The sequence below is a fragment of the Parasphingomonas zepuensis genome, from assembly GCF_036663735.1.
Taxonomy (GTDB): Bacteria; Pseudomonadota; Alphaproteobacteria; order Sphingomonadales; family Sphingomonadaceae; genus Sphingomonas.
Map to the genome: position 1 here is coordinate 297,638 of NZ_JAXOJO010000001.1, position 18,300 is coordinate 315,937.

An 18,300-nucleotide genomic window follows, 5' to 3' on the forward strand; every position below is an offset into this window, starting at 1 on the left:
CATGCTTGGGCATGGAACGTGCTCAGCTGCCGCTCAATGCCCTGCGCGCCTTCGAGGCGGCGGCGCGCCATCTCAACTTCACCCGCGCGGCGATCGAATTGTGCGTCAGCCAGGGCGCGGTGAGCCACCAGGTCGCGCAGCTCGAACGCCGGCTCGGCACGCGCCTGTTCCACCGTCTGCCGCGCGGCCTCGCGCTGACGGACGACGGCCAGGCGCTGGTGCCGGTGCTGGCCGATGCGTTCGACCGGGTCGGCGCGACGCTCGATCGCTATGCCGAGGGGCGCTATCAGCAGGCGCTCAGCGTCGGGGTGGTCGGCACCTTCGCGACGGGCTGGCTGCTCGAACGGCTCGATGGCTTCGCCACGGCGCATCCGCAGATCGACCTGCGCCTTTCCATCAACAACAACCGCGTCGATCTCGCCGGCGAGGCGCTCGACTGGGCGATCCGCTTCGGCGACGGCGCGTGGCACGGCACCCAGGCCGCGCCGCTGATCGAAGCGCCGCTGACGCCGTTATGCGCGCCAGCCATGGCCGTGCGGCTGACGGCGCCGGCCGATCTCGCCCGCGAGCGGCTGCTCCGCTCGTACCGCGCCAATGAATGGACGCGCTGGTTCGCCGCCGCCGGCGCCGCGCCGCCCACGCTGCGCGGCCCGATGTTCGACAGCTCGGCGCTGATGGTGGCCGCGGCGGTGGCCGGGCTGGGCGTCGCGCTCGCGCCGGCCGCGATGTTCGGCCGCGAGCTGACCGCCGAACGGCTGGTGCAACCCTTCCCCATCGCGATCGACGCCGGCCGCTACTGGCTCACCCGCCTGCTGTCGCGGCCGGAAGGCGACGCTATGCGCTGCTTTCGCGAATGGCTTGTCGGGGAGCTTGGGTGAGCGGGCGGCCGACTTCGGCAGCGCCCTTTTCCGATCGCCCGAGTCCGAGCTATGTCAGGCGAGAAAGGCCCGACCGATGAGCGTTAAAAAGACTCGCATCATGTATATCGAGGACAAGACGGCGGGTTTGAACGGGCCAGCGCGGATCGGGCGGGTAACGCTCTCGAAATCGGGCCAGTCGCTTCACTATGGCGGGCGAACGTTTCAGCGGCTCGGCGGCCATGGCTTCAAGGCCAATTACGTCGATGTTGAAACCGGGGACCATTTCTGGATTTCCGGTCCACGAAAGGATTGCCGCGATCGGCTGCACGATGGCAGCACCAAGCCGATCGAAATCGATGACGACGTCACGGACGAATATCGAGAGATGAGGGGCCGGTAAAACGCCGTTCGCCGCAACTCCTCCTTCCTGCTGCCCTAACGATCACTGTTACGCATGTAACCTGTTCGGCGCGGTTCGCAGCGATCAGGCAACCGGCGCAGGGCAAAAACCGCTCGACTGCTGTTGCAGCAATCGCGCGACCCCGCCGCATGCTCATCTCTTCGCGGTGCAATCCCTGTGGGCTGACGTCCATTTCCGAGAGGCTCAAAATTGACTATGACCACATCCGCAAGGCTTGGGCGCCTGTTGCTTCTGCTCGCCGCAACTCTCCTGCTTATCGACGGCGTCCTGCAGTTGACGTCGCCTCCATCGATGATCGCCGCACTGGAGCATATCGGGTACCCGGCTAAAGCGGGCCCGAGCCTTTCGCTCCTTACGATCGCCTGCGCTCTTTTTCTGGCCGTTCCGATGACAAGCTTAGTGGGCGCAGTCCTCACGACTGGCTTTCTCGGCGGCGCAATCGCGGTACATGTGCCTGCCAGCGGAGTCGGGTCGCCGCCCCAGCTCGTCTGTCTGGCTCTGGGCTTCCTTGTCTGGGGCGGACTCTTCCTCGCAGATCGGCGGCTCCCCGCGCTGCTCGGATTCGGCGCAGCCACACCGGAATAATCTGCTGCTTTTATCGATTTTTGGCCAAAATGAATTTTGAGTCATCAACGACAATCGACAGCTGCGGGCGGGCTTCGAGCAATCACGACTTGTCAAACGCTAGCGCCGAGTGCGCCTGAAGCAAAGGTTGAGACGCTTCAGCTATTCACCATGAGATCAGGAAACCATGAATATGAACGAGGTCGCGGGACCTGCCACACGCATGCTCGGAATGATTACCGGGTTCTGGGTGACACAGATTGTCCATGGGGCTGCGGTAGCCGACTATGCCGAGCACCTGCAAAACCGCCCGTCAACCGCGGAGGAGCTCGCCGCACTTGCCAATATGGATACGTCGGCGGTGTTCCGTCATTTGCGCGCCTGCGCTAGCCTCGGCCTTGTCAGTTTCGACGGCCATAGGTTCGCGGCAACCCCACTGCTCGACACATTGCGACGGGATCATCCTCAGTCGATGCGCGGGTTTGCATTGTCGCAACCCGCGGCGGGCCATTGGCTGCCGTGGGGGCGTTTTACCGAGGCACTTCGCTCAGGCCGTCCGCAGGCGGCCGCTGCGCTGGGCTCAGAGATCTTCGAGTATTTCGGACGGATGCCGTCCGAGGCGGATGCATTCACTGAATCGATGGAAGGCATGACAACAGTCGTGGCCAGCGAGGCTGCACGCGTGCTCGATACATCCGGGGTCGACCGGGTCGTGGACATCGGAGGTGCAAGCGGCGCGCTGTTGGCACCACTGTTGGAAGTTAATCCGGCACTGAAAGCGACGTTGTTCGATCTGCCGAACGTAATCGAAGGTCAGGCCCTCACCAACATACCGAATCAGATCCGTCGCCGGATAGACAAGGTTGCGGGCGATTTCTTCAAGAGCGTTCCTTCGGCAGACCTCTACCTTCTGAAGTGGATTCTGCACGACTGGGACGACGACCAATGCATCACCATTCTGCGCAATTGCCGGAACGCGATAGCACCGGGCGGTCGCGTGGCGATCTTCGAACTCGTGTTGGGTGAAGTGGGCGAGACAAGTCTCGCGCCGCTTATGGACCTGAACATGCTGGTCATGTTGCCCGGTCGCGAGCGTTCGCTGGATGAATATGGCGACCTGCTCGCGAAAGCAGGCTTTGGCGATGTGGCGATCACACACACCAAGTCTCCAATGGCAGTCATCACCGCCAAACCCCGCTAGCAATGGTCAGGTCGGCGATTTCGGGCATCAGCGCGCCGGGCTCCCCGCCCGACATCGGAACGGAAACTGCACCGTCCTGTTCTTCGGCCGCTGCTCGCATTCGATGCGCGAGCGGAACTGCGCGGGCACGGCGGGCGGCGGACCGGCGGGGAGCGCGGCGAATTCCGGGCGGATGCCGTCCCTGATCGCCCGCCACCGGACGCCATAGCCTTCGTCAGAGAAGCGATCGTCGAACAGGTCGAAATTATCGAGATCGACCTCCTTGGTATATTCGATGACGAAGTCGCCGGCATCCGTCACCGCGCCGGGCGCAACCTCGATCGTCGGCGATCCGGCGACATAGGCTTTGGTCGGGAGCGGTCTTCCGCCGAAGAAGCAGATGCTGCCCGGCGGCGGCAGCTCGCCGCATGCCACGGTATAGGCCAGCAGCCGGTACCGGCCGGCGGGCACGCGGTAATATTTGGCCTTCACGTCGATCATGTTGGTGCCCATCACGGGCACGCCGGCGCCGCGCTCGAACCGCAGGACCTGCTCCGCGTCCGAACCATCCGGCCGCACCTGAATGAAATAGAGATAGGCGGTTTCGATGAACTGCCGCTGCGAGCGAACGGAGAGGCGGACGATCCCCTCCTCCGGCTTCAGCCCCTGCACGCTCTTGATCTCCCGCGGCTCGACCACCTTGGCGGGCGGAGGGGACAGGCCAGCCAGCAAGGCCAGCGCGACCATGTGCAGCATGTTCATATCGCTCCCCTTTTCCGTCGACGCCCTCTCGCGCGGAGCTGTCGCGCAGCTTTACTACGGGACAGGCTCAGTGAACAATCGAGGACGATGTGGCGCCCGCTGCGCGACCTGTGATAGCCACCGCAGCCGGATCACCCGGGGGCCACTCATGAGAATCGCCGTCATCGCCGACGTTCACGGCAATCTTGCCGCGCTCGAAGCGGTGATGGCAGATATCGCGGCGGCCGCGCCGGATGTCACCGTCAATCTAGGCGACCTGATCTCGGGCCCGTTCGATCCGGCCGGCAGTGCCGACGCGCAAATGGCCGCCGGCTATGTCACCATTGCCGGCAACCATGAACGGCAGTTGCTCGACGGAAGCCAGGGCGCGCTCGATGTCCTGTCGCGGCCGCTGCTGTCGCCCGAGCACTGGGCGTGGCTCAGGAGCCTCCCGCCCACCGCGACGCTCGCCGATGGCGACGTATTCGCCTGCCACGGCAGCCCGGCCGGGGGCGATCTGGAATATCTGCTGGAGGATGTGCGCTCGGGCCAGCCGGTGCTCGACACGCCGGACGCCATCCGGGGCCGGCTGGCCGGCATTGGCGAAGCGCGGCTCGTGCTGTGCGGCCACACTCATATCGCGCGCATCGTCGCCTCGGGCGCGGTGCTGGTGGTGAACCCCGGCAGCGTCGGCATGCCCGGCTATCGCGACGGCGGGCCCGTGCCGCACGTGATCGAGGCCGGCAGCCCGCTGGCGCGCTACGCGATCGTCGAGCGCCGCCGGCGGGGCTGGTCGGCCGCGCTTCACGCCGTGCCCTATGATTACGAAGCCGCGGGGCGCCAGGCGGAGGACTGGGGATTTCCCGGCATCGCCAGCGCCGTGCGCACGGGGCGGATGCCGGCGGCGTAAAGATCGAACGGCGTGGCGGTGGCCAGCATCACGCCTCTTCCACGCGCCTCCGCTCCAGCTTCGACGCGAACGCCGCCGACTGCATCACGATCAGTACGCCGATGCGTGGATCGAGGATCGGCAGGGTCTTGCCGAAGCACTGGACCGCCGCCCACGCGCTGACCGCCGGCCAGATGCGCACCGGCGCGGGGAAGGCCGTGCCGCCGAGCTTCGCGAAGCGGCCAACCAGGCAATCCTGCACGAGCGGCCACACCGCCTTCAGCAGTTCGTGGATCGGCAATAGCGGCTGGTGGCCCGGCCCGGTCGACGGGCGCCCTTCGTCAGCCTGGCCCAGCGTCGCCGCCATGGGGCTGAATATCTCGGCCGAGGTCGGCACCTGCGCGGGCGGAAGGCCGTTGGCCATGGCCGTGCCCGTCAGCAGACGCCACAAATTGGCGTTCGCCGGCACGGCCGGGCCGGGGCCGCCATAGAACATCTCGTTCAGCGCATCGCCGGCATGGTAGGTGAATCCGTTCGCGGCCTGCAACGTCAGCAGCCGGTCTCCGGCGATCGCTTCGCCCAGCGCGACGCGCTCGAGCACGGCGCGCTGGCAGCAATAACCGCACACCGCGCCCGCCGCCGCCAGCAAGGTCTCGGCATGCAGCCGCCCGTCGACCGCCAGGCGGATCGGCAGATTCTCGGTGAGATGCGCAAAAGCGAGATTGCCCGCGACCATGTCCGGCGTGCCCTGCCACGGCATCGCGGCGCCCGATCCACCACCCTCCCCACCGCCGCCACGCGGCGACGGGGGTGGGGATGGGGGCGGGGGCGGTGCGCTCACCTTCCGGCCGAAGAGGGGCTTGTTCATCGGGATGGGATAGGAAGGAAACGATAAGCTTTGGTATATGTCCGCATCACCAAGGCGAGACTTCGATCGGCCCTTAACCGGTTGGCGACGTAGCCGAGACTATCGTTGCGCCGGCATCGAAGGATCGGACCATGTGGCGCTGGCTGGTGATATTGCTCGGGGGCATCGTGATCGCGCCGCTTGCGCTGGAGTCGTTCCACCGTACGGGCGGTTCGCCGGCGCGACATCGCGATATGGGGGAGACCATAGCGCCGGAGAAAATTCACAGCAGCTGGGGCAAGCGGCTCGATCCGCGCGGCGCGATTCCGAACAGCGGCTTCAAGGCGTTTTATTTCAGCCGCGACAATCCCGGCAGGGTGGTGTTCGAGGAGAATGTCGACAGCATCGCCATCAAATATGCCTGGGCCGAGTTCCATCAGATCAACTCGCCCCAATTCGGCGCCTATTGGGTCGGCAAGCTGAAATTCTCCAGGCCCGTTACCCGGCAGATCAGCGTCAGCCAGAGCTGGGCCAAATCGCGCATCCTGATCGACGGCGAGATCGTGTTCGACGAAAGCAATGACAGCAGGACATTTTCCCACGATTTTTCCAGGGGAGAACATGTCATGGAAGTGGAGTTCATCAACAACTGGCACACGGTCGAATATAAAGTGACCGTCGATGATCGTGTCGACACGATCGAGGATAGTCAGATTCCCGAATATATCGCGGACAACGGCAAATATCCTTCGAATCTATATTATGTCGGCCTGTACGAAAGCGCATCCCGGGACACGAGTGTGAATGTCACACTGCCGCACACCGGAAAGCCAGTGGCGCTCTGGCTGACGTCTTACGAAGCGATCGACTGGAACATCCTATCGTCCGATGAGGTATCCAGTGTGATCGTCAGCTCATATGCCCCCGGAACGCGCGTGCGGGGGACGCACGTGTCTCGGGTAGCGCGGATCGGCCGGGCGATCGGCGTTCACAGCGAGACCAGACGGTGCAGCTGCGCCGGGGGCATGTTCCACTGCGAGGATGAACGGGATCTGGAGGATGTCGCGCGCGCGCTGCGTTCGGTGACGAACATGGCGCTTACCGGCTACGCCGTGAAATACAGTGCATCCGAACTAACGATACGCCCTTATGGCCGGGACGACGAGCGCCGGATTCTGGACCAGCGCGCGGCGAGCGAAGCGGCGCGGAAAGTTTGCGTGGGCAACGCAAATCCGAACTTCGACAAGCTGATGAACTGAACACGTCCCGGATCGCCGGCCTCGAACCCGGGAACCATGCACCACAGCCTGCCGTTCCTGATGTCGAACTCAGGGGAAGGCACGCGTCATGATGAAGTCCAAGCCATTCATTATCGTTGCCACGATCATCGCCGCCATCATCGGCGCCTGGGTCGGCATGAACATGTTCAGCTCCGGCTTTGCGCTGTTCGTCGCGATCGCTGGCTTCGCGCTGATCGGATACCTTATCTATAACGCCCTGCGCCGGAATCGCCGCGTCGAGACGGTCAGCGCCGGCGAGCGCGCGCGGATCCTGGCCGAGAGCCCCGTCGCGGGCGCGCGGGCGCTGATCTATCGCGAGGGCTTCATCGGCAAATTATCCGGCTTCGACATTTCGATCGACGATGTGCCCTATGCTCAGCTCAGGAGCCCCCAGTCAGTCGCGATCGATCTGGCGCCGGGCGATCATCACATGCTCGCCAGAGTCGCCGGCAAGAATCAGCCGCCATTCGCCTTTTCGGTCGGTGCCGGGGAAACGGCGGTTATCCGCATCGGCATGGGTATCGCCGGCCCGGAGATCTCGCGCGACGAGGGCATGCGGATACCCGCGAAGCTGGCCACGATCCCGATGGTTCGCCCCGACACGGCCTCTGCGCCGGGCCTGGCGCCGGCCGGCAGTTTCGCGTGATCGCGGGCCGACATTGCTCCGTACCTGACGCGTGAAGAGCATGACGATCCCATCCCCGGATGAGCGAGCCGCAGCAGGGCGTGGCACAGAGTTGTCGCGCCGACTCGTGCTGCTTGGCCTGATCGCGGCGCCGCTGGACGGGCTGGCGGCCGCCCGTCCCCGACGAACCGCAACGGCCCTGCTTGCCGCGGCGCGACGGCAGATCGGCGTGACGCTCACTTATGATCCCAGTTATACCGGCCTCGCCTTCCCGAATGGCGACGTGCCGCGTGCAAAAGGCGTCTGCACCGACGTGATCATCCGGGCCTATCGCGACGCGTTCGGCATGGATCTGCAGTTGCTGGTGAATACCGATATGCGCAGCGGCTTTGCCGCTTATCCGCGCCGCTGGGGGCTGAAGGCGCCGGACCGCAGCATCGATCATCGCCGCGTGCCCAATCTCGCGGTATTCTTCGCACGCCAGCATGCCCGGTTGCCGATCCCGCAGGACCCGAACGACTGGCAACCGGGCGACATCTTCACGAGCCTGATCGATGGGCGCCTGCCCCACACCGGCATCGTATCGGATCGGCGGCCCGGTGGCCGGGCGGGCTATGTCATCCACAATATCGGCAACGGCACGCGCGAGGAGCTGGCGCTGTTCCAATATCCGCTAACGGGTCGCTATCGCTGGGCGCTGGATGGCTGAAAGGACCGTTTGTCCGCTCTCCGATTGCGAACCTGACCAGGCTTGGTAAGCCAGCACGCATAGTCGGGAGGTGCATTTGGTCGATTGGCAGAAGCGCGATGCCAGGGCAGTGAACAGGCGCTACGAGGTGTTCGCCGATTATTTCCAGTTCTATCTCTGGGATGCCGGCGAGCGGCCCGATCCGCCGGTGGATTTCACCGAGGAAGACATCGAACGCCGGATCAAGGCGGCCTCCTTCATTGTCGTCATCCAGCCCGTCCGCAATATGACCGTCCCCGTGGAGATCACAATCGCGGACGCGCCTCCACCGCTCGCGCCGGACGATTGGGATCACATCGTCGAGGCAAGCATCGAGCTGCCCTCCGGCCGCCTTGAAATTCACGAATGCACGGGCGGATCGATCGACATCATCTCCGTCCCGCCCGGAACCTACCGGATGAGAGCATGCTTCGGCGGCCTGGACAGCCTGAGTGACGATGGGCTGGATGGTGACGATCTGTACCGGATCAGCCTGTGGCCGGCTCCCTTTGCACCGGTCGAGATACGGAAACACCATGCGGAGCCCGGCTGACCGGCCGTGCCGGCACATCCTGCACCGCGACGCCCTCGCTCATCTCGGGGACCCGGGCCATGACGCGGCCGTCCGGCGCCACGATCGCCGTGCAGCCGAAGCTCACCAGGTCGCCACTCGCCCCCGTCACGTCGGATGATGCAATCCAGCATCCGGTCTCGCGCGCACGATCCTTCAGGTTCGCGAGGCTCTTTTCCCGCCAGCGTTCGGCCGTTTCCGGGCGAAGCAGATTGTTGAGCGGATAGAGGACCAGCGCAGCATGCTGCTCGGCGATGCGCCGCGCGGCATCTTCATGGTTCGCATCGTTGCAGATGTTGATGCCGTAGCGGGTCCCCGCTTTCAGAAAGGTGGGAAAGGCGCTGCCGGCGGTGACGCCCGGTTCGTTGGGATGGGCCTTGTCATATCGGCCGACGATCCGGCCGCGCGCGATCACGAACGCGCTGTTGACGACGCGCTCTCCCGAAAGCGCGAAAGCGCCGATGACCAGCGTGGCCCGGAAAGCCGCCACCCGGCTGCACAGAGTGGCCAGGGCATGATCCGATGCCGCGCGGGCGCGCGACCGGATCGTCAGGGGATCATAGGAATGCCCCAGCAGGAACGCTTCGGGAAACACGACCAGGTCCACCGCTTCTTCGTCGGCCCAGCGCAGCCGACGCGCCACGATGTCGCAGGTCACTTCGGCATCATCGGATATGGGTGAACATTGTACGGCGGCGATACGCATGGGACACGGCCTAGCGCACTTGCAGCTGGCGACGAAGGTCCCTGTTGAGCCCCTGTTACGGAGGGTGCAGCCAGCCTTCGCCCCCAGTTGCGCGAACGACCAAAGGGTATCAGAGCAGCCTTCACTCGATTGGGGGGCCCGAACGGTGAATATAGTCAAACTGGCCGGCATCATCGTCGGCGCCGCTCTCCTTTGCGCGGCGTCTCCGCCATCGCGGACCGATCCGGCGCTCGACAGGGTGCTGGCGACCTTCGACCAGGACGAGCACCCCGACCTGCGCGGGGTCGTCGTGCTCCGCGACGGTCGCGTGGTGGCGGAACGTTATTATAATGGCGAAACTGCTGACACGCTCCACGACGTCCGCTCGGCCGGGAAAAGCGTGACCGCGCTGCTGCTCGGTATCGCCATCGATCGCGGCAATATTCGCAGCGTCGCCGATCCGGTCTCGGCTTATTGGCCCGAATCCAGCGGCAGCGCGATCGGGGATGTCGTCCTCAGCGACGTGCTGACGATGCGGTCCGGCCTGGCGGCGTTCGACGAGGATCCGGCATCGCCGGGCAATGAGGACAAGCTGGATGAGGCGGCCGATCCGCTGGCGTTCCTGCGCGCCGTTCCCCGCGCCGATTCGCCGGGCTCGCGCTATCGCTACAACTCGCTCACGGCCTATACCGCCGGCGTGGTGGTGGCGAAGGCGACCGGCGGGACGATGGCCGATTTCGCGCGATCGTCGCTGTTCGGGCCGCTGGGCATCACCCGCTGGAGCTGGGCGGCGGACGCCGCCGGCTACACCAAGGGCCAGGGCAATCTGTCGCTCACCACGCGCGGTTTCGCGACGATCGGGGAGATGGTGCGCGGCAAGGGCCTGTATCGCGGCCGCCGGATCGTCAGCGCGGGCTGGATCCGCGATGCGCTCGCGCCGAGAGTCGCGATCGCCGACAGCGACCCCTATGCCGATGGCTATGGCTATTTCTGGTACTCGAAGGTGCAGCAGATCGGTGGAAAGCCGGTCGCCGTCTCCTTCGCTTCGGGCAATGGCGGCAACAAGATCTATGTCGTCCCCAGCCGCCATATGGTGATCGCGATCACCTCGAGCGCCTATGGCCGCGGCTATGGGCAGCGACGGTCGGAAACGATCCTCAAGGCAATCCTGTCGGCGGATGGCTCATAACAGGGGCTATGCCGGATCGAGGATGCGGGCACGCCTCAATCGTCGGCAACCGCTCTCGGGCTCAGAAAGCCATATGTGCAGACGGGGCTGACGTCGCCGGCAAGACAATCCGACCAGCGAAAGAGCTTTTCTATCTCGACCACAGGGCCGGTGCTGCCGCCGCCGCCCATGCCGATATAGGCCGTGCCGGTGATCCTGCCGACGATCGTGACGTTGGTGAGATCTTGCACCAGCTCCGGGTCGTAAGAGCCAGTCGTGCAGGCGTTGAAGGTCTGATTGGTCGCATCGGGCGTCCAGCGCGGTTCGCCGGCATCGCCGCTGACGGCATAGATGATCGTCAGGCAAACGCCCTTGTCGGTTGCGGCCATGTGATGCACGGCCCCGGCCCATCGGATGCGTTTGCCGAGATTCCGCGCCTCGATCGCCTGATCGGGAGAGAGCCGGGCGGCCTGGATCGTCCGCAGCACTTCCGTCTCGGCCGGACCGGCGGTTGCCCAGGCGGACATTGGGCTCGCCGCCGGCTTCGCGATTTCGTTCTGCGCGGGCGGGATCGACGAGCTGACGCACCCAGCCAAACCCACGCAGCAGCAAAGCGCGCCGGATATCGATCGGTTGAACCGTCCGATCGGGTGACGTCGCGCTCGCGAGAGGGGTTTGGCGGTCATGGTGGCGCCCTAAGCGCCCCGGCAAGGGAACACAATTCGTCCAACGGCCTTCTGAAGCGTCCGGCTTCCGGCCTGTTCCCTCTCGAACCTGCCGGACGGTTCTCAGACGATGCCGACGGCGGCAGGTCCGGCCTTGCCCCCTTCAGACATTCTTTGCCGCCACCGCCGCGAGTTCCTCGAGATCGAGATCCAGTTCCAGATTGTGAAGCGTCTTGTCGTCGATATCGCCGGCGCGGTGCAATCGAACGAGTTCGAGGCGCCCGGCGGCGACGGCGGCAATCACCAGGTCGAAGTGCCTGGCGATATTCTCGGTAAACGCTGACTCGTTTTCGGAATATCTCGCGGTCTGCCTGGCCCGAAGGCCGTAATTTTCGAGCAGCCGTGGATGCAGGGGGCTGCCATCGGGACCATAGGCGCTGCGTTCCACGAGCTCGAGTTGCGCCTGCGCCATCGCTGCCTCCGCAGCGCCCAGGTTCAGGCGCGCCGGCGGCGCCGTCTCGCGCAACCCCGCCGCACGGATCACCAGCCCAAGCGTCGTACCCTGGAGCAGCACCGTCACCAGGATCGCCGCGAACGCCGTTACCAGCATCAGGTCCCTTCCCGGCATCGCCTCCGGAAGCGTCAGGGCGACGGCGAGGGTGACGACGCCGCGCATGCCCGCCCAGCTCATCACGGTGGCGGCACGCAAACCCAGCGGAGGCTTCGCGACCAGCCCTGCGCGATGAAGGAGCGCGAGAACACCGTCGCTACCGAACACCCAGAAGAACCGCGCAAGCGTCATCGCCAGCACCACTCCGAAAACGGGCACCGCCATGTCCGCCCAGACGGTCTCTACACCGCCCACGCGATCGAGCACGCCGCGCAGGGAAAAGCCGATCAGGATGAACACCAGGGCCTCGAACAGGAACACCATCACCTGCCAAAAGGCGGTGCCGCGCATTCGCGCGTTCGCGCTGAAGACCACGTGCTGGTACCAACCGCAGACCAAGCCCGTCGCGACCGTGGCGATCACGCCCGAAGCATGGACCGCCTCGCCTGCAAGATAAGAGGCCCAGCAGACGATCATCGAGCTGATGATCACCAGCATATCGTCCTTGAGACGCCGCATCAGCAGCACCCACGCACCGCCTATCGCGCCGCCAACCGCGACACCGCCAATGGCGAGGGTCATGAAGCTCATGCTCGCCTGCCCGGCATCGAACACGCCGGTGAGCGCAGCGGCGACCGCGAAGCGAAACAGTACGAGCCCTGTTGCGTCGTTGAGCAGGCTTTCTCCCTCAAGCAAGGTGATCAGGCGACGCGGGAGCGTCACGCGCTGCAGCACCGCCCGGGCCGACACCGCATCGGGCGGCGACACGATCGCGCCCAACGCAAAACAGGCGGCCCAAGGCAAGGCTGGCGCCAGCATATGCACGACGACACCCACCACCAGCGTGGTGAACAGCACCGCCCCGACAGCAAGCGACACTATGCCGCCGATGTGCCGCCTGAACGAGGCGATCTCGGTGAAATAGGCACCATCCATCAGCAAGGGCGGCAGAAATAGCACCAGGACCAGTTCGGGATCCAGCGCCACCGCGGGCAAGCCCGGCACGAAAGCGAGCGCTCCGCCGCCGACGAGCAATGCCACGGCGGGCGGAAACCCGACGCGCGTCGCCGCCCAGTGGAGAACCAGCACCGCGATCAACAGCGCGAATATCAATTCGAATGTCTCGACCGGATGCACAACAATCTCCCGATAGCCTGGCACCTGGGCGCCTCGTCGGGGTGGCTGTCGGTGATCGGGGACGGCTCGGCAATCGCTCTTTTGACGATCGAGCACGCCCGACGCCCATCGCAAGCGCGGATGACGCGGTCCGATGGTCAGTGGCGCACGTCAATAATGGACTTATTTGCCGGTCGTTGTCGGATCCACGGTCCAGCCACGATCGCTCGGCGTCACAGGGATGGAGCATCCGCGCGAACAAACCGGGTCTGGCGACCACACCACCCGTCATGGTCGCTGTCTTCTTCACTTTCTCGACAATGATCGACTTGATAGGTGCAGTCAGCCTTGCTTGCGACTTCGGCTCTGCAGGCAGCGGCACGGACCCTGACGCGCGACATCCGGTTCATTGACGTCGTGTCCGCCACACCGACTATCTGTAGCTGGTCGAGCAACACGATACCGCTCTCGATCCGCGCGATCGTCCTTGAACTGGGAACGGCGTTGTCCCCGTCCATGCCGATAAGGGCCAGAACGGCGAAAGCTATGGGCATGAGTTTGAATCTCTCACAAACCTGTAATGCGCGCAAATCGCCATCAGGCAAGTGCGGGTGTGTCAACCAATGCTGCGGTGCCAGCCAAGAGCAATGAAGGGGGAAAGCGCCTTCATGTGTTCGCCATCTGCGATATCGTCCTACCCCCCAATTTCGGCCGAAGCCGTCGTCCACCCGAGGCCCGGAATCGTGATCGATCGTTTCCCCGCCAGATCGACCCGCGTCACGAAGATGTTGCGGCCTTCGATATAGCTCATCACGCGGCGCGCGCGGCCGAGCGAGCTGGTGCCGTAGGTGCGCGCGACCGCCTCATCGCTCGGGCACGGCTCGCCTTCGCGCGCGGCGCGGGCGACCAGCAGGAAAGCGCCGAGCATGTCGTCGGGCAGCTCATTCGCCGTCTCCAGCGCCTGCTGCCATTCCTCGTCGAGCCGGTCGAAGATGCCCGCGCGCGCCGCGGCGAGGCGGCGGGCAAAGGCGGAGGGGTCGAGCGGCGAGCGCTTCACCCCGGCCATGCGGCAGCGGACCTGGAAATCCTGGAACAGCACCGCGGCGCTGCGCAGCGTCGCCTCGGGATCGTCCATGATCGCGCGGAGCACCTGGACGGTGACCTCCTCCAGCTCCTCGGGCGACTGCTCCGGCGCGCTGTCATGCTCGCGCGGCGGGGTGGCCGCGAGATCCTGCAGCAGCTGCGCTGCCGGCGCCGTGCGCGGCGCGGGCGAGACGCCGGGCGGGAGCATCGGGAACAAGGTGCTGGGCGGCTCCTCTATGCCTTCGCGCAGGAAGGTCATCATGTCGTCGGACGGGGCCTGGGGCAGCGGGGTCAGCACCGGGCTGGAGCTGCGCGCGCTGGTCTCCACCGTGCCGATCTTCACCATCACCGGTCGGCGCGAAATGGCGGGGCCGAGGCCGAGAAAGGTGCCGCGCTGGAGATCGCGGATCGATTCGGCCTGGCGCCGCTCCATGCCGAGCAGATCGGCCGCGCGCGCCATGTCGATGTCGAGGAAGGTGCGGCCCATCAGGAAATTGCTCGCCTCGGCCGCGACATTCTTGCTGAGCTTCGCCAGTCGCTGAGTCGCGATGATGCCGGCCAGGCCGCGCTTGCGCCCGCGCGACATCAGGTTCGCCATCGCCGACAGCGAGGCGCGGCGTATTTCCTCGCTCACCTCGGCGCCGGCCGCGGGGGCGAAGATCTGCGCTTCGTCGACCACCACCAGCGCGGGATACCAATGCTCGCGCGGGGCATCGAACAGGCCGTTGAGGAAGGCGGCGGCGCAGCGCATCTGCCCCTCCATCTCCAGCCCTTCCAGGCTGAGCACGACCGAGGTGCGATGCTCGCGGCAACGCCCGGCGAAGCGGGTGATCTCGCCCACCGAATAATCCACCGCCTCGATCGCGACATGGCCGTACGGCGCGAGGGTGACGAAATCGCCCTCGGGATCGATCACGACCTGCTGCACCTGCCCGGCGCTGCGTTCGAGCAACCGCCGCAACAGATAGGATTTGCCCGATCCGGAATTGCCCTGCACCAGCAGGCGGGTGGCGAGCAGTTCCTCCAGATCGACGCAGATCGCCTTGCCCGCGCCGTCTATCCCCATATCTACCTGAAACGTCATGTCGCAGCGCATGGCGGATCGGCATGCGCAAGGGCAAGCGTTTAGCGCCGGACCGACCGCGCCGCCGCGATCCGATATGGCACGTTGGCCGTCCCACGGCGCCAACGAGCGCGGGCGCAGCTATGCGATTCGGCATGGCGCGCTGCGCAGGACGCTCGATCCGGCCCGTGAGAGTCCGCAAAACCCCTTAGTTCAATTATGCGACGCGTTAGCGCTACCGCCGTTCACGCCGACCGATTTGGAACGCGTTCCTTTTGCGGTGGTGGGATGGGCCGGGGGCGATGCCTCCGGCCCATCTTTTCAGCCCCAGTTTCTCGAGGCGCGACTCAGTCCTTGTCCTCCTTCGGCGCGGCGATGGCCGGCGGCGGCGCTGCCGCGGGCGCGGCGGCGCCGGTGAGCAGGCCGTTGAGCGTGCCGCCGGCCATGCCGATCTCCGCCATCAGCGCATCGATCAGCGGCCCGCCGACGCGGTAGCGCATCGCCGCGGCGACTGCCGAATCCGCCAGGTTGCCGCTGCCATTGCCGCTTCCGTCGGCCCCGCCCCCGTCGCCGTGCAGGCCGCGCGCGTCGAGAATCGAGATCTTGTCGATCTGCTCCATCGGCTTGCTTGCCGCGGCGATGATCGCCGGCAGCGCTTCGAGCATGGCGCGGCGCACCAGCAGCGCGGTCTGCGCGTCGTTCAGCACGTTGGTCGCTTCGTTGAGCGCGGTCTGGCCGGCGGCATCGACCTTGAACGCGGCGGCGCGGCCTTCGGCGCGGGCCTTTTCCGCGTCGGCGTCAGCGGTCGCCTCGGTGCGCAGCGCGATCGCGCGGGCCTCGGCCGCTTCCTTCTCGGCGGTGGCGGCGACGGTGATCTGCACTGCCTCCTCCTGCGCGCGCTGAGTCGCGGCGATGACCGCGACGTTCTTGTTGCGGTTGGCGATCTCGGTCGCCTTGGCGGTCGCGACGCTTTCCTCGGCACGCACGGCGAGCGCGCGGGCTTCGTTGGCGGCGGCGGTGGCGGTCGATTCCTCCTCGGATTTCTGCGCGGTCTGCACAGCCGTGGTGATCCGGGCGAGCTCGATGTTGCGGTCGCGCTCGATCGTCGCCGTCTGCACTGCGCCGTCGCGCGCGATGGTCGCCGTCTGCACCACCTTGTCCGCCTCGGTCTGCGCGACCGTCTGCGCCTGTTCCGCCGAGATGCGCGCGAGTTCGGCGAGCCGGGTCTGCTCGGCCTCCGCCGTCGCGATCGCCGTTGCCTGTTCCGCGCGGCGGGCGGCGAGCGTCTGCTCCTGCGTCAGCCGCGCCTGCTCGGCCGCCTGCGCGATTTCGAGCGACTGGTTGTTGGCATCCAGGTTGCGCTGCTCGATCTCGACCCGATTGGTCGCGACGATGTCGTTGCGGATCTTCTTCCGCTCCTCGATCGTGCGCGTCAGCACGGTCAGGCCCTCCGCGTCGAAAGCATTGTTTTCATTGAAATGTTCGAACGCCGTCTGGTCGAAATGGGTGATCGAGACCGATTCCAGCTGAAACCCGTTCATGTCCAGATCGGTCATCAGCGCTTCCTGCACCTTCTGGATGAAATCGGCGCGGTTGGCGTGGAGATGCTCCATCGTCATCGTCGCCGCGACCGAGCGCAGCGCCGAGACGAGCTTGCCGTCGAGCAGCGACTTCACCGCATCCGGGCTGTTGACCGATTCGCCCAGCGTCTGCGCCGCGGCGGCGATCGATTGCGCGTCGGGCTTCACCTTAATGTGGAACAGGCCGACCACATCGACGCGCAGCTTGTCGAGCGTGATCAGCGCATCCTTGTTGAGGCGCGACACTTCGAGCTTCACGGTGGTCAGGCGGACCTGCATCAGCTCGTGCAGCACCGGGATGACCATGATGCCGCCGTTGAGCACGACCTTCTCCCCGCCGAAGCCGGTGCGGATCAGCGCGACGTCCTTGGTCGCGCGGCGATAGAGCCGGGTCAGGATCAGGCCGATAACGATCAGGCCGAAAAGGATGATCCCCGCATAGATGAGGATGTTCAGTAGTGAACCGTCCAAGAAAGCCTCCTGTTGGTGAAGATCAGATCGGGCGCAGCGTGGTGCTGGCGTCCGGGACGACGAAGAAGGTCGGGCCGTCCTTGCGGACGAGCAATGCCGTCTCGCCCTGGGCGACGACATCGGCGTCGTCATGCGGCTCGACCATGATGTAATGGGCCTGGCCGTGCTGGTCGATCACCTTGGCCCGGGCCGGATGGCCGCGGCGGGCAGTGCCCTCCAGCACGGTGCCGCGGCGCATGATCAGGTCCTCCGCATCGATCACGGTCGATTCATAGCCCGGCATGATCCGCGCGAGCCCGGCCGAGGCAAAGGCATTGGCGACGCCGCCGGCGACGAGCGCGCCGCCGGTCGCCAGGCCCCAGTGCAGCGGCGCGCCGAGCAGGCCCTGCGCGATCTGCTGGATCGCGATGCCCGCGAGGGTGAAGCAGCCGAGCAGCGCGGTCAGCCAGATCAGGATCGGCAGGCGATCGCCCAGGCCGAGCCAGTCGAGCAGGCCGTCGGCATGCGCATCACCGATATGGGGATGCAGGTCGAAACTGCCGAAGCCGAGCCCGATCGCCTCGATCAGGCCGATGCCGATCATCACCACGAAGGCGATGGCGAAGGGCGCATATTCGGGGGTGAGGAACTGAGCGAACATTCCGGGATCATATCAGCTTCCCGGGTGGGACCTAGCGAATCCGGACAGGGTGGTGCCGGTTTTCGGGACGGCCCAACCTGACCCGCCGCGACGAGACCGGAACAATCGGCCCCGCTCGGCCATTGTGCGGCTGGGAAGCGCGGGGGCGACGAACGGAGTTGTTGCCATGAACGCGAAGATCATCGGCGCGGCATTTGCTGCGGCTGCCCTGCTGTCGGCATCGCCGGCCCTGGCCAGCAAGCGCGATACCGCGCGTACCACGGTCGCCGCTGCGGAAGCCAAGATCAGCATGAACGACAAGGCGGCGCTGACCGGCCAGGCGGCCGACATCCAGGCCCGTGCCCGCGCCGCGCTGAGCGAAGCGCAACTGCAATGGAGCCTGAGCAAGGAAGACAAGACGATCGCCGCCGCGACCGAAGCAAGTGCGCTCGCCGATCTCGCCGCGGCGACCCAGCAGAAGCAGGTCGCCCAGGATGAAGCCCGAGCCCAGGAGACGGCGCTCGTCCCGCAATGA

At 65.8% G+C, this 18,300-nt stretch carries 20 protein-coding genes; 11 read left to right on the plus strand and 9 right to left on the minus strand.

Annotated elements, in window-relative coordinates:
• Positions 1-11: 11 nt before the first annotated feature.
• From U1769_RS01500 to U1769_RS01515, 4 genes are all read left to right on the plus strand, one after another.
• On the plus strand, positions 12-878 hold the full coding sequence (locus U1769_RS01500; RefSeq protein WP_332711080.1) for a LysR family transcriptional regulator: 867 nt from the start codon (positions 12-14) through the stop codon (positions 876-878).
• Positions 879-954: 76 nt separating this feature from the next.
• A complete protein-coding gene (locus tag U1769_RS01505; RefSeq protein ID WP_332711082.1) occupies positions 955-1,260 on the plus strand; it encodes a 1-deoxy-D-xylulose-5-phosphate synthase in 306 nt (101 codons plus the stop codon).
• Between the two features lie 216 nt (positions 1,261-1,476).
• Complete coding sequence (locus tag U1769_RS01510) at positions 1,477-1,866, plus strand: DoxX family protein (RefSeq protein ID WP_332711083.1); 390 nt, start codon at positions 1,477-1,479, stop codon at positions 1,864-1,866.
• Between the two features lie 172 nt (positions 1,867-2,038).
• Positions 2,039-3,046: a methyltransferase gene (locus U1769_RS01515; RefSeq protein ID WP_332711085.1), complete on the plus strand. Its 1,008-nt coding sequence runs from the start codon at positions 2,039-2,041 to the stop codon at positions 3,044-3,046.
• A 27-nt stretch (positions 3,047-3,073) separates the two neighbouring features.
• Here U1769_RS01515 and U1769_RS01520 read toward each other — a convergent pair whose 3' ends face one another.
• On the minus strand, positions 3,074-3,787 hold the full coding sequence (locus U1769_RS01520; protein ID WP_332711087.1) for a hypothetical protein: 714 nt from the start codon (positions 3,785-3,787) through the stop codon (positions 3,074-3,076).
• 148 nt (positions 3,788-3,935) lie between these two features.
• Here U1769_RS01520 and U1769_RS01525 point away from each other — a divergent pair, with 148 nt between their 5' ends.
• Positions 3,936-4,676, plus strand: coding sequence for a metallophosphoesterase family protein (locus U1769_RS01525; RefSeq protein WP_332711089.1), 741 nt, complete (start codon positions 3,936-3,938; stop codon positions 4,674-4,676).
• A 28-nt stretch (positions 4,677-4,704) separates the two neighbouring features.
• On the opposite strand, the gene U1769_RS01530 is transcribed toward U1769_RS01525, so the two are convergent.
• Positions 4,705-5,523 (minus strand): hypothetical protein, encoded by an 819-nt coding sequence (locus tag U1769_RS01530; protein WP_332711090.1) that lies wholly within the window; start codon positions 5,521-5,523, stop codon positions 4,705-4,707.
• Between the two features lie 131 nt (positions 5,524-5,654).
• Here U1769_RS01530 and U1769_RS01535 point away from each other — a divergent pair, with 131 nt between their 5' ends.
• From U1769_RS01535 to U1769_RS01550, 4 genes are all read left to right on the plus strand, one after another.
• Complete coding sequence (locus U1769_RS01535; protein ID WP_332711092.1) at positions 5,655-6,761, plus strand: hypothetical protein; 1,107 nt, start codon at positions 5,655-5,657, stop codon at positions 6,759-6,761.
• An 88-nt stretch (positions 6,762-6,849) separates the two neighbouring features.
• Positions 6,850-7,428 (plus strand): hypothetical protein, encoded by a 579-nt coding sequence (locus tag U1769_RS01540; RefSeq protein ID WP_332711094.1) that lies wholly within the window; start codon positions 6,850-6,852, stop codon positions 7,426-7,428.
• 91 nt (positions 7,429-7,519) lie between these two features.
• Positions 7,520-8,116 carry a DUF1287 domain-containing protein gene (locus tag U1769_RS01545; RefSeq protein ID WP_332711095.1) on the plus strand — a complete coding sequence of 199 codons (597 nt, stop codon included), beginning with the start codon at positions 7,520-7,522 and terminating at the stop codon, positions 8,114-8,116.
• A 76-nt stretch (positions 8,117-8,192) separates the two neighbouring features.
• Positions 8,193-8,687, plus strand: a complete 495-nt coding sequence (locus tag U1769_RS01550; RefSeq protein WP_332711097.1) for a hypothetical protein — start codon at positions 8,193-8,195, stop codon at positions 8,685-8,687.
• Here U1769_RS01550 and U1769_RS01555 read toward each other — a convergent pair.
• A complete protein-coding gene (locus tag U1769_RS01555; RefSeq protein ID WP_332711098.1) occupies positions 8,623-9,585 on the minus strand; it encodes a carbon-nitrogen hydrolase family protein in 963 nt (320 codons plus the stop codon). The two genes, U1769_RS01550 and U1769_RS01555, sit on opposite strands and share 65 nt — an antisense overlap.
• On the opposite strand from U1769_RS01555, the gene U1769_RS01560 reads away from it, so the two are divergent.
• On the plus strand, positions 9,557-10,579 hold the full coding sequence (locus U1769_RS01560) for a serine hydrolase domain-containing protein (RefSeq protein WP_332711100.1): 1,023 nt from the start codon (positions 9,557-9,559) through the stop codon (positions 10,577-10,579). The two genes, U1769_RS01555 and U1769_RS01560, sit on opposite strands and share 29 nt — an antisense overlap.
• A gap of 35 nt (positions 10,580-10,614) precedes the next feature.
• Here U1769_RS01560 and U1769_RS01565 read toward each other — a convergent pair whose 3' ends face one another.
• From U1769_RS01565 to U1769_RS01590, 6 genes are all read right to left on the minus strand, one after another.
• The gene (locus tag U1769_RS01565) at positions 10,615-11,085 is read right to left on the minus strand and encodes a Slp family lipoprotein (RefSeq protein WP_332711101.1); all 471 of its coding nucleotides are present in this window, start codon (positions 11,083-11,085) and stop codon (positions 10,615-10,617) included.
• A gap of 301 nt (positions 11,086-11,386) precedes the next feature.
• Complete coding sequence (locus tag U1769_RS01570; protein ID WP_332711103.1) at positions 11,387-12,994, minus strand: Na+/H+ antiporter; 1,608 nt, start codon at positions 12,992-12,994, stop codon at positions 11,387-11,389.
• Between the two features lie 188 nt (positions 12,995-13,182).
• Positions 13,183-13,503 carry a hypothetical protein gene (locus U1769_RS01575; RefSeq protein ID WP_332711105.1) on the minus strand — a complete coding sequence of 107 codons (321 nt, stop codon included), beginning with the start codon at positions 13,501-13,503 and terminating at the stop codon, positions 13,183-13,185.
• A gap of 140 nt (positions 13,504-13,643) precedes the next feature.
• Entirely contained in the window at positions 13,644-15,116 is a 1,473-nt protein-coding gene (locus tag U1769_RS01580) for an ATP-binding protein (RefSeq protein WP_332711107.1), read from the minus strand.
• A gap of 326 nt (positions 15,117-15,442) precedes the next feature.
• Positions 15,443-17,146 (minus strand): flotillin family protein, encoded by a 1,704-nt coding sequence (locus tag U1769_RS01585; protein WP_332711109.1) that lies wholly within the window; start codon positions 17,144-17,146, stop codon positions 15,443-15,445.
• Between the two features lie 22 nt (positions 17,147-17,168).
• Positions 17,169-17,786, minus strand: a complete 618-nt coding sequence (locus tag U1769_RS01590) for an OB-fold-containig protein (protein ID WP_332711111.1) — start codon at positions 17,784-17,786, stop codon at positions 17,169-17,171.
• 166 nt (positions 17,787-17,952) lie between these two features.
• On the opposite strand from U1769_RS01590, the gene U1769_RS01595 reads away from it, so the two are divergent.
• On the plus strand, positions 17,953-18,300 hold the full coding sequence (locus U1769_RS01595) for a hypothetical protein (RefSeq protein ID WP_332711113.1): 348 nt from the start codon (positions 17,953-17,955) through the stop codon (positions 18,298-18,300).